This window comes from Pseudoxanthomonas sp. PXM01 (genome assembly GCF_014851815.1).
Classification (GTDB): Bacteria; Pseudomonadota; Gammaproteobacteria; order Xanthomonadales; family Xanthomonadaceae; genus Pseudoxanthomonas_A.
Window position 1 is genome coordinate 1063262 of the sequence record NZ_JACVAJ010000001.1, and the last position, 11630, is coordinate 1074891.

General features: G+C 66.5%; 7 protein-coding genes. 1 reads left to right on the forward strand and 6 read right to left on the reverse strand.

Translation table 11 applies throughout. The annotated features are described in order from the left end of the window. Positions 1 to 113: 113 nt before the first annotated feature. The 6 genes from alaS to IB230_RS04850 form a co-directional block, all read right to left on the reverse strand. Positions 114 to 2765 carry an alanine--tRNA ligase gene (gene alaS, locus IB230_RS04825; RefSeq protein WP_192271292.1) on the reverse strand — a complete coding sequence of 884 codons (2652 nt, stop codon included), beginning with the start codon at positions 2763 to 2765 and terminating at the stop codon, positions 114 to 116. A 93-nt stretch (positions 2766 to 2858) separates the two neighbouring features. Then, positions 2859 to 3374, reverse strand: a complete 516-nt coding sequence (gene recX, locus IB230_RS04830) for a recombination regulator RecX (RefSeq protein ID WP_192269364.1) — start codon at positions 3372 to 3374, stop codon at positions 2859 to 2861. A gap of 20 nt (positions 3375 to 3394) precedes the next feature. Continuing rightward, complete coding sequence (gene recA, locus IB230_RS04835) at positions 3395 to 4432, reverse strand: recombinase RecA (RefSeq protein WP_192269368.1); 1038 nt, start codon at positions 4430 to 4432, stop codon at positions 3395 to 3397. A 178-nt stretch (positions 4433 to 4610) separates the two neighbouring features. Continuing rightward, a complete protein-coding gene (gene lexA / locus IB230_RS04840) occupies positions 4611 to 5252 on the reverse strand; it encodes a transcriptional repressor LexA (protein WP_192269371.1) in 642 nt (213 codons plus the stop codon). 73 nt (positions 5253 to 5325) lie between these two features. After that, entirely contained in the window at positions 5326 to 5817 is a 492-nt protein-coding gene (locus tag IB230_RS04845) for a CinA family protein (protein WP_192269374.1), read from the reverse strand. 124 nt (positions 5818 to 5941) lie between these two features. Continuing rightward, a complete protein-coding gene (locus IB230_RS04850) occupies positions 5942 to 8599 on the reverse strand; it encodes a TonB-dependent receptor (protein WP_192269377.1) in 2658 nt (885 codons plus the stop codon). Positions 8600 to 8990: 391 nt separating this feature from the next. On the opposite strand from IB230_RS04850, the gene mutS reads away from it, so the two are divergent. Next, the gene (gene mutS, locus IB230_RS04855) at positions 8991 to 11534 is read left to right on the forward strand and encodes a DNA mismatch repair protein MutS (protein ID WP_192269380.1); all 2544 of its coding nucleotides are present in this window, start codon (positions 8991 to 8993) and stop codon (positions 11532 to 11534) included. Positions 11535 to 11630: the final 96 nt, after the last annotated feature.

The window sequence follows — 11630 nt, forward strand, 5'->3', positions numbered from 1 at the left end:
GCGCGCTAGTCCCGTGAAAACGGGCCAGCGGCTTCCTGGTACATTCATGAACCTAAAGCATGTTAGCGGCCGGAGGCACACGGCCGCAAGCACCGATTGGTCCAATACGCGGGTCAGCCCAGTCGCTGCTGGACCCACTCCGGAACGCCCTGCAGGGCGGTCGCAAGGGCGGGCCCGTCCTCGCCACCACCCTGGGCGAGGTCCGGGCGGCCACCGCCCTTGCCGCCAATCTGACCTGCGATATGTGAGAGGAGTTCCCCCGCCTTGACCCGACCGGTTGCGGCACCGTTCACGCCCGCCACCAGTGCCGCCTTGCCGTCGGCCGCACCGGCCAGGACGATCACGGCATCCCCCAACTGCTGTTTCAGGCGGTCCATGGCATCACGCAAGGCCTTGGCATCGAACCCTTCCAGCCGCGAGGCAAGCACGCGGATGCCCCCCACGTCGACGGCAGCGCTGCCCAGGTCCGAGGTGGCGCTGGACGCCGCCTTGGCCTTCAACGCCTCGAGTTCGCGCTCGAGCTTCTTCTGTCGGTCGGCCAGCGAACGGATCTTCTCGACCACCTCGCCGGTGCTGCCACCCAGCAGACCCGCCGCCTCGGACAGCCGGCGCTCCTCGTCGGCCACGTAATCCAGGGCGCCCTGCCCTGTCACCGCCTCGATACGCCGGACGCCCGCGGACACGCCGCTTTCGCCGACCAGCTTGAACAGGCCGATGTCGCCGGTACGGCCGACGTGGGTGCCACCGCAGAGCTCCGTGGAGTAGTCGCCCATCTTCAGGACACGGACGTTTTCGCCGTATTTCTCGCCGAACAGGGCCATGGCACCGAAATCCAGGGCCTCCTGCATACCCATGTGATGCACTTCGGCGGCGCTGTTAGCGCGGATCTGCGCGTTGACGCGGCGCTCGATTTCGGCCAGTTCGGCCGCTGTCATCGGCTGGAAGTGGGAGAAGTCGAAGCGCAGGCGGTCCGGCGCGACCAGCGAGCCCTTCTGCTGGACGTGCGTACCCAGCACCTCGCGCAGCGCCGCATGCAACAGGTGGGTGGCCGAATGATTGAGGATGGTGCTGGCACGGCGTGCGGCATCGACCGATGCGACCACATGATCGCCCAGCTTCAACGCGCCCTTGGCCACGCGGCCGGCGTGACCGTGGAACTGTCCCGCGAACTTCAGCGTATCGGCGACATCGAATTCCACGCCCTGCTCGGCCAGTACTCCCATGTCGCCGACCTGGCCGCCGGACTCCGCGTAGAACGGCGTGCGATCCAGGATCACCACCGCCTCGTCGCCGGCATCGACGGACGCCACGGGACGTCCGTCCTTCAACAGGGCGACGACCTGCAAGCCACCGGCATCGAGCTGGTCATAGCCCAGGAACGCGGTCGGAGAGAGCTTGGCCACCAGGTCCGCCGGCAAGCCGGTGTTCGACGTGAACTTGCCGGCGGCGCGGGCGGTCTCGCGCTGCTGCTCCATTGCGGCATCGAAGCCGGCCATGTCCACGGTGAGTCCGCGCTCGCGCGCGATGTCGGCGGTCAGATCGACCGGGAAGCCGTAGGTGTCGTACAGCCGGAACGCGTCGGCACCGGGAATCACGCCGTCGGCCACGCGCGCAGCGACGTCGTCGAAGATGCGCATGCCGGAGTCCAACGTTTCGGCGAAACGCTCCTCTTCGGCCTTGAGCGCGCGCTCGACCAACTCACGGGCCGCGGGCAGCTCGGGATAGGCATCGCCCATCAGCTCGGACAGCGTGCCGACCATCCTGTGGAAGAACGGCTGGCGCACGCCCAGCATCCAGCCGTGCCGCAGCGCGCGTCGGATGATCCGGCGCAGCACATAGCCCCGCCCTTCATTGGAGGGCAGCACGCCATCGACGATCAGGAAGCTGCAGGCGCGGATATGGTCAGCGATGACGCGCAGCGACTTGTTCTCGAGATCGGCCGTGCCCGTCAGCTCGGCGGCCTTGCGGATCAGACCCTGGAACAGGTCGATCTCGTAGTTGGTGTGGACATGCTGGAGGACCGCCGCCAGACGCTCGAGGCCCATGCCGGTGTCGACGCAGGGCGCCGGCAGCGGCACCAGGGTACCGTCGGGCTGGCGGTCGAACTGCATGAAGACGTTGTTCCAGATCTCGATGTAACGGTCCCCATCCTCATCGGGGGAGCCCGGCGGGCCGCCGGCGATGTGGTCGCCGTGGTCGTAGAAAATCTCGGTGCAAGGACCGCAGGGGCCGGTGTCGGCCATCTGCCAGAAATTGTCGGAGGCGTACGGCGCGCCCTTGTTGTCACCGATGCGCACGATGCGCTCGGCAGGCAGGCCGATCATGTTGTGCCACAGATCATAGGCCTCGTCGTCCGTGTGGTAGACGGTCACCAGCAGACGTTCCTTCGGCAGCTTCCAGACTTCGGTCAGCAGTTCCCATGCCCAGCCGATGGCTTCTTTCTTGAAATAGTCGCCGAACGACCAGTTGCCCAACATCTCGAAGAAGGTGTGATGGCGCGCGGTGTAACCGACCGAATCGAGGTCGTTGTGCTTGCCGCCCGCGCGCAGGCATCGCTGCACGTCGGCTGCACGCACATAGCTACGCTTCTCGGCGCCCAGGAACACGTCCTTGAACTGCACCATGCCGGAATTGGTGAACAGCAACGTGGGATCGTTGCCCGGGACCAGCGAGGCGGAGGGCACGATGGTGTGGCCCTTGCCGGCAAAGAAATCGAGGAAATCCTGGCGGATCTGGCGGGTGCTGAGGGTCTTGGAAGTGGTCATCTGGCAGGCATTGGCTGGAAGGCGCCTCATTGCGCCGCTCCATCCACACACATGCGGACGCGGCCGGGGGAAGCAACCCAATGCGCTAGATTATCAGGCCATTCCGCCCCAGTCCTCCGGGTCAAGCTGGCTGGCGGCCCGGACAGCGGCCGCATCGAAACCACGACGGATCAGGAAATCCGCGATCTTGCGGGCCTGCGCCGGTTCGATCCGGCGGGCTGGACCGAAACGCCGGCGGACGAGGTCGCACGCCGTTTCGGTCCAGTCGCCGTCGAAGGTGGCCATGGCCGCCGCTACCGCTTCGCGATCCAACCCATGGGTGGACAGCTCAGCCTTGATGCGCAGCGGACCATATCCCCCCGAGGCCCGGCTGCGAACGAGGGCCTCGGCAAACCGCGTGTCGCTTTGCCAACCCTCATCCGCCAACCGGTCCACGGCCGATCGCACATCGGCCGCCTCCACGCCACGGGACGCCAGTTTCCGGGACAGCTCCCGACGGGAGTGTTCCCGTCGGGTCAGCAGGCCGAGCGCACGCTGCAGGGGTGTCTGTTCGATCGGCTTGCGCCGACGCCCCACCCTTGCTCCCGCCTGGCCATTTTCCTCGGACATCGTGCGCCGCCGCGGACTTGTCAGTCGTCGCTGTCGTCGTCGGCGTTCTCGTCACGCTGCGCTTCGGCCGGCTGGAACTCCTCGCGCAGTTCGGCTTCCAGCTTCGCGGCGATGGCCGGGTTCTCACGCAGGAAGGTCCGCGAGTTGTCCTTGCCCTGGCCGATGCGCTCACTGCCGTAGCTGTACCAGGCGCCTGCCTTGTCGACCAACTTGGCGTCCACGCCCATGTCGATCAGCTCGCCCTCGCGGCTGATGCCTTCGCCGTACAGGATCTCGGTGACGACCTGCTTGAACGGGGGCGCCAGCTTGTTCTTGACCACCTTGATCTTGGTCTGGTTGCCGATGATCTCGTCGCCCTTCTTGATGGCGCCGATGCGACGGATGTCCAGGCGCACGGAGGCATAGAACTTCAGCGCATTGCCGCCGGTGGTGGTTTCCGGGCTCTGGCCGGGCATCATCACGCCGATCTTCATGCGCAGCTGGTTGATGAAGATGACGGTGGTATTCGAGCGCTTGATATTGCCGGTGAGCTTGCGCAGCGCCTGGCTCATCAGGCGGGCCTGCAGACCGGGCAGCTGGTCGCCCATCTCGCCCTCGATTTCCGCCTTCGGCGTCAGCGCCGCCACGGAGTCGATGACCACGATGTCGATGGAGCCGGAACGCACCAGCATGTCGGCAATTTCCAGCGCCTGCTCGCCGGTATCCGGCTGCGACAGCAGCAGGTCGTCCACGTTCACGCCCAGCTTGGCGGCGTAGATCGGGTCCAGCGCGTGTTCGGCGTCGATGAACGCCGCCGTGCCGCCTTGCTTCTGGCATTGCGCGATGGCCTGCAGCGTCAGCGTTGTCTTGCCCGAGGACTCCGGACCGTAGATTTCCACGACGCGGCCGCGCGGCAGTCCGCCGATACCCAAGGCAATGTCCAGCATCAGTGAACCGGTGGGAATGATCTCGACGGGCTCGATGACCCGGTCGCCCATGCGCATCACCGAGCCCTTGCCGAACTGGCGCTCGATCTGGGTCAGTGCCGCGGAAAGGGCGCGCTTCTTGTTCTCGTCCATCGTCGTGGTCCTAGTCAATGTGGTCAGGTGCGATCAGTGTGGGGGACGTCCATCGCACAAGCTGCGACAGGACGGGGAGGAGTGAAATTAATCGTCGCTGCGATCCAGGGGGATCGGCTGTCGCCGCAACCAGGCATCGGAAAACGCCGTCCGGCGCCATCGGATGCGTCTGCACGCGTCACCGGTTCGGCCTCACCAGCCCGCAGTACAGGCCTTCGATGGCGAAGTCCTGGTCGGGCATGACCTCGATCGGGGCATAGTCCGGGTTGCGTGGCAGCAGGCGGATGCGGTCCTTGCCGATCTTCAGCAGCTTGACGGTGATGGCGTCGTCGACGCGGGCCACCACGATCTGCCCGGAACGCGCATCGCGTGTACGGTGCACGCCAATCAGGTCACCGTCGAAGATGCCTTCGTCGCGCATCGAGTCGCCCTTCACCTTCAGCAGATAGTCGGGCGCGGGCGCAAAGAAGGCGCGGTCCAGCAGCACATAGTCATGGTGGCCCGCATCGGCACCGATCGGTGCGCCGGCCGCCACCTGCCCCAGCACCGGCACGCGCAGGCCATCGTCGTTGGCGGGTGGGAATGCCAGGTCAGACTGGGCTGACGGCGGCGCCTTCAGCAGGCGGATGCCACGGGCCCGGCCGGGAACACGCTCGATGGCTCCCGCCTGTTCCAGCGCTTCCAGGTGGTACTGCGCGGCGCGAACGCCCTTGAACCCAAACGCCTTGGCGATCTCGGCCTGCGAGGGCGGCATGCCTTCGGCTTCGAGCCGCTCTGCGATCAGGGCGAGGATGGCGTGCTGGGTATCGGTCAGGTCCATGGTTAGTAGTAATACTACTAACTTCGCCGACTGGCAACTATCTGTTCAACACGTCCCTGCCTCCGGGGACGCATCAGAGGTGTTCGAGTCCTTTCAGGGCGGTCTCCACCGTCTGACGCCGCACCGCCTCACGGTCACCGGCGAACTCGAAGACCTCCGCCCGCGCATAACCGCCGCGACGCTTCCAGCCGATCCACACCGTCCCCACTGGCTTGTCGGGACTGCCGCCTCCCGGACCGGCGATGCCGGTCACCGCCACCGCGACGCTGGCCCCCGAGTTCACCAGGGCGCCCGACACCATTTCGATCACCGTCTCGCGGCTGACCGCACCGTGCGTTTCCAGTGTCTGCGGGCGCACACCGAGCAGCGCCTGCTTGGCCTCGTAGCTGTAGGCCGCCATCCCGCAATCGAACCAGTCCGACGACCCGGCGATGTCGGTGACGCACTTGGCGATCCAGCCGCCAGTGCAGCTCTCCGCGGTGACCAGATGGTCGCGCTGCTGCCGCAGGCGTTCACCGACCTGCTGCGCCAGGACGCGCAGCGCTTCATCGTTGGGCACGGACATCATCGGTTCCGACAGGGGGCGTGCGTGTTGTAGCCCATTTGCCCCGCGTTGTCGCCCCGCCGGAGGCAGGAAAGAAAACGGCCCGCCTGTGGGGCGGGCCGTTCACCACGTCGTGCGAAGGGGATCAGTAGCGGACGCGCAGGGTCATGCCGTACATGCGCGGCGCGCCGAGGAACGCGTTGAAGGTGTTGAGCGGATTGTTCGGATCCGGGAACAGACCCTGCAACGGACCATCGAAGCCGACCTGCACGTAGTCCTCGTCGGTGAGGTTGGTGCCCCACAATTCGAGCATCCAGCGACCATCGCTGCGACCGAAGCCGACGCGGGCATTGAACACGGTGTAGGAGCTCTGGTGCTTCTCGACGTCCAGGTCCGAACCGGTGTTGTAGTCGCCCATGTACTTGCCGCCGATGTTGAAGCGGCCGATGTGGTCGGCACCGAAGTCCCACTCGTAGGTGGCCGACAGCGAACCCGACCATTCCGGCGCGAACGGCATGGTCGCGCCCGGCAGCTTGTACAGCGCACCCGAGGTGCTGAGCGGAGTCCGCTCGACGAAGTCGCCGCCAGGGATGTCCTTGCCGAACTCGGTCTTGGCGTACATCAGGCCGCCCTGCAGCATCAGGCCCTGCACCGCACGCGGCTGCCACAGGATTTCCGCATCCAGGCCCGAGGACGTGACTTCCGGGATCGAACGGACCACGAAGCTGGTGCCGAGGAAACTGTTGAGCTGGAAGTCCTCGTATTCCTGGTGGAACAGGGTGGCGTTCAACAGCAGCGTGCCGTCCGCCCACGTGGTCTTGGTGCCCAGCTCGAAGCTGTCGACGAATTCACCGCCAAACGAGGTGTCGTTCACCGGACGAATACCCTGCCCGCTGGCCGACAGGCCATCGGCCGACTGCACGCGATCGAGGTTGAAACCGCCGCCCTTGTAGCCGCGGGCGAAGGACGCGTAGGTCATCACGTTCTCGTTCCAGCGGTAGGCCGCCTTCACGGTGCCCGACCACTCCTTGTCTTCCATTTCCTGGAAGGTGTTGCGGCCGTTATGCAACGCGTTGGCCCACGGCAGGCACATGTAGCCGGCGATGGTCGGCCCCACCGAGGCCAGGATGGCGTTCTGGTTGGCCGCCGGCAGCGAGGCGAACACCGAACTGCGCGACGCGAGCGCCGCCCGCAGCAGCGCGAAGCGGTTGGGATTGGCCGCGTTCTGGTCGGCCAGCGTGCCGCTGCAGGCCAGGCTGCCGTTCGGGTTGCTGTAGGACGAGGTCAGGTCCTTCTTCTCGCGCGTGTAGCGCAGGCCCAGGGTCAGGTCCAGCGCATCGGTGGCGTGCCAGGTGTTATTGGTGAACAGCGCCAGGCTCTTCGCGTTCTGCTCGTAGCGGTCCAGTGAACCCAGGCCGGTGAAGCCGGTACCGAACGGACGCCCACCCACCTGCGCAAGGAACGCGGCCGGCGAGATGTTGTTCGGATTGTTCAGCGGCACGCCCGCCGCGCCGAGGCTCTGGCCCACCAACTGGTAGACCAGGGTGGACACGTACGGTTCGTAATGCGGACCGATACGGTAGGTCTCGTTGCGGGTCAGCTCTTCATCCGAGTAGAACGCGCCCACCATCCAGTCGATGCGTTCGCTGGAGCCGGTCAGGCGGAATTCCTGGCTGAAGGTATCGAAGCCGGTGAACGACTCGTCCTTGTCGGCGTTGCGGTAGAGCAGGTCCGCCGTGCTGAAGTCGTAGTCGAGGCCGTTGATCGCCTCCCACTGCCGCGAGGCGGTGATCGACGTCAGGGTCGCGCCACCGAACCAGGGCGTGTCCCAGTTGATTTCGGCGGACAGGCCCTTGTCCATGATGTCCTGCGTGGTCGGACGGTTGCTGTAGGCCACGCGATCGAACGGATCGTCGCCCGGCGCGGCCACCGCACGGCCACCCGCCAGCGCGTTGAGGATCGCGGCGGTGCCGCCGACCGTCGTCTGCACGGCCGTACAGCAGTTCTCGTCCCGGCTGGTGAAGTCGCCCGACAGCAGGATTTCCAGATTGTCGGTCGGCTCCAGCAGCAGCTTGGCGCGTACCGTGTGGAAGTTCTGGTCGTAGTCGTCGGTTTCCTGGCGCGGGCCGTTGCCGGTGCGCACGTCCATCCAGCCATCGCGCTTGCGCTTGGCGGCGAAGATGCTGAAGGCGGCATTGTCGGACAGTGCATCGTTGTAGCTGCCGGACACGCCGAGGGCGCCGTAGTTGCCGACCGTGATCTCACCTTCGGCGCTCTGCGTGTAGCTGGGGCGCCGCGTCACCACGTTGATCACACCGGCCGATGTGTTCTTTCCGAACACCGTGCCCTGCGGCCCCTTCAGCACTTCGATGCGTTCCAGCTGACCAAGGTCGCCGAAGCCGACGCTGTTGCGGGGGCGGTACACGCCATCGATCACCACGCCCACCGACGATTCCAGGCCGACGTTGTCGCCCACCGTGCCGATGCCGCGGATACGCGCCGTGGTGATCGCCTCGTTCTGCGTGCTGGTCACGGTCAGGCCCGGCACCAGGACCTGCAGGTCCTTGATGTCACGAACCCCGGTGTCCTGCAGCAGTTCCTCGGAGATCACGGCTACCGTGATCGGCACGTCCTGCAGCACTTCCTCGCGCTTCTGCGCGGTGACCGTCATGGTCCCCAGCGTGGTGGGCTCGTCCTCGCCGGCGGGCGCGGCCGCCTGCTGCGCATAGGCATGCGAGCTGGCGCAGAGCGCGGTGAAGACGGCGAGCGATAGCGCTTTGTGCCTGGGCAATGCGTTGACCATGTTCTCCCCTCCCAAGGGTCATGTGCTGGCGGTTGGTGCCTGTGTGGTTCCCGGTGTGGCGTGCGGCAGTGCCGCCGATAACGAACGCAACTCCCCTTGCGTCAACGCGAAACTAACATCCGCTTCACAATGCAGCATTCTGCACTGCGTCGATACGCCGCACCTGACTTTGGCACGGATAAGCCACTGATTTTACGAACGATCGTGCGGAAGTCCGGTTACACCCGATCGCATCACCTCTGCGCCGCGCTCGATCCGTCCTGCGCCGGACAGGGCATCAACACGTTCGCGCGATCCTCGCTTGCTGGTCCCCGCCGCTACAATCAACGCCCTTTTGCCTCCCCCTCCTGCTGGCCTCGTGAGCAAAGACAAGTCGGAACACACGCCCCTGATGAAGCAGTTCTTCGCCGCCAAGGCGGAGTACCCGGACCTGCTGGTGTTCTTCCGGATGGGGGATTTCTACGAGCTGTTCTACGACGACGCGCGCAAGGCGGCCCGGCTGCTCGATATCACCCTGACCCAGCGCGGCAACTCTGCCGGCGCACCCATCCCGATGGCGGGTGTGCCCGTGCATGCCTGCGAAGGCTACCTGGCCCGGCTGGTGGCGCTGGGCGAGTCGGTCGCCATCTGCGAACAGATCGGCGACCCCGCGCTGGCGAAGGGCCTGGTGGAGCGCAAGGTGGTGCGCGTGGTCACGCCGGGCACGGTGACCGACGAGGCCCTGCTCAACGAACGCCGCGACACCTTGCTGATGACCATTGCCCGCGGGCGCTCGGGCTACGGCCTGGCCTGGGCCGACCTGGCCGGCGGACGCTTCATGGTCAACGAGGTCGACAGCGACGACGCGCTGGAGGCCGAACTCGCCCGGCTGGAGCCCGCCGAACTGTTGATCCCCGATGAAGAAGGCCTGCCAGCATTCCTGCAGCAACGCACTGGCATCCGTCGTCGCGCACCGTGGCTGTTCGATCCGGACAGCGGGCGCCGGCAGTTGCTGGCCTTCTTCGGCCTGCACGACCTGACCGGCTTCGGCATCGACGACAAGGCGCTGGCCACCGGCGCGGCCGGCGCGCTGCTCGGGTACGTGGAAGAGACCCAGAAGCAGCGCCTGCCGCATCTGACCGCCATCGCGCTGGAGTCGGCCGGCGACGCCATCGCCATGAATGCCGCCACCCGCCGCCACCTGGAACTGGACACCCGCGTCGACGGCGATACGAAGCACACGTTGCTGGGCGTGCTCGATACGACGGTCACGCCGATGGGTGGGCGCCTGCTGCGGCGCTGGCTGCATCGCCCGCTGCGCGACCGCGAGGTGCTGGGCGGACGCCACCATGCCATCGCGACCCTGATCGGCCATGGCACGGATCGCGACCTGCGCACCGGCTTCCGCGCATTGGGCGATCTCGAGCGCATCCTCACCCGCGTGGCGCTGCGTTCCGCGCGCCCGCGCGACCTGTCCACGCTGCGCGACGGCCTGGCGCTGCTGCCCGATGTCCGCGGCCACCTGCAGCCGCTCGACTCGCCCCGCCTGCAGGCGCTGGCAGCCGAACTGGGTGAACACGACGACACCGCGGCACTGCTGCTGGCCGCCGTCGCCCCGCAACCGCCGCTCAAGCTCACCGATGGCGGCGTGCTGGCCGATGGCTACGACGCCGAACTCGACGAACTGCGCCGGCTCAGCACCAACGCCGACCAGTTCCTCGTCGACCTGGAAGCGCGCGAGCGTGCGAGCAGTGGCATCGCCACGCTGAAGGTCGGCTACAACCGCGTACACGGCTACTACATCGAAATCAGCAAGGGCCAGGCCGACAAGGCACCCGTGCACTACACCCGCCGGCAGACGCTGACCGGCGCCGAGCGCTACATCACCGAGGAACTGAAACAGTTCGAGGACAAGGTGCTGTCGGCGCGCGAACGTTCGCTGTCGCGCGAGAAGCTGCTGTACGACGCGCTGCTGGACACGCTCAACGCACGCCTTGAACCATTGAAGCGCTGCGCAGGTGCCCTGAGCGAACTCGACGTGCTGGCGTCCTTCGCCGAACGCGCGCAGGAACTGGACTGGGCTCAACCCGAACTCGGCGATGCCCCTGGCCTGTGCATCGAGCGCGGCCGCCATCCCGTGGTCGAAGCGGTCCGCAAGGAACCGTTCGAACCGAACGACCTGCGGCTGGACGAGGGCCGTCGCATGCTGGTCATCACCGGCCCGAACATGGGCGGTAAATCGACCTACATGCGGCAGAACGCGCTGATCGTGCTGCTCGCGCACATCGGCAGTTTCGTCCCCGCCTCGCGCGCGGTTATCGGCCCGATCGACCGCATCCTCACCCGCATCGGCGCCGGCGACGATCTTGCACGAGGACAATCCACCTTCATGGTGGAAATGGCCGAGACCAGCTACATCCTGCACCACGCCACCGCGCAATCGCTGGTGCTGATGGACGAGATCGGACGCGGCACCTCCACCTACGACGGCCTGGCGCTGGCCGATGCCGTTGCCCGCCATCTCGCCGCCAGCAACCGCTGCTACACGCTGTTCGCGACGCACTACTTCGAACTGACGGCGCTGGCGAACGAACCTGCCAGCGGCATCGCCAACGTGCATCTGGACGCGGTCGAACATGGCGACAGCCTGGTCTTCATGCATGCGGTGAAGGACGGCGCAGCCGACCGCAGCTTCGGTCTGCAGGTCGCAGCGCTGGCCGGCCTGCCGAAGACCACGCTGAAGCAGGCGCGCCGGCGTCTGGCGGAACTGGAACAGCGCGGCCGCGAGACGCACGCCTCCGACATGGCCCCGCAGGCACTGGACGCGCCGCAGCAGTTCGGCCTGTTCGCCGCCGCACCCTCGGCCGCACAGGAAGCACTGGCCGCGCTGGACCCGGACGAACTCACGCCCAAGCAGGCGCTCGAGGCGCTCTACCGGCTCAAGGCGCTGCTCTGATCGCGTAGCGCATGTCGCCCGCCAGGGCGCATCGACGCACGCCTCTACAACATCCGCGTAACGCACGCGGAGTATCGTGATGCTTGCGCTGGGGAA

Excerpts from the sequence above, each read along its gene's own strand:
- alaS (WP_192271292.1), bottom strand. The coding sequence starts at position 2,765 with ATGACCACTTCCAAGACCCTCAGCACCCGCCAGATCCGCCAGGATTTC.
- recX (WP_192269364.1), bottom strand. The coding sequence starts at position 3,374 with ATGTCCGAGGAAAATGGCCAGGCGGGAGCAAGGGTGGGGCGTCGGCGC.
- recA (WP_192269368.1), bottom strand. The coding sequence starts at position 4,432 with ATGGACGAGAACAAGAAGCGCGCCCTTTCCGCGGCACTGACCCAGATC.
- lexA (WP_192269371.1), bottom strand. The coding sequence starts at position 5,252 with ATGGACCTGACCGATACCCAGCACGCCATCCTCGCCCTGATCGCAGAG.
- IB230_RS04845 (WP_192269374.1), bottom strand. The coding sequence starts at position 5,817 with ATGTCCGTGCCCAACGATGAAGCGCTGCGCGTCCTGGCGCAGCAGGTC.
- IB230_RS04850 (WP_192269377.1), bottom strand. The coding sequence starts at position 8,599 with ATGGTCAACGCATTGCCCAGGCACAAAGCGCTATCGCTCGCCGTCTTC.
- mutS (WP_192269380.1), top strand. The coding sequence starts at position 8,991 with ATGAAGCAGTTCTTCGCCGCCAAGGCGGAGTACCCGGACCTGCTGGTG.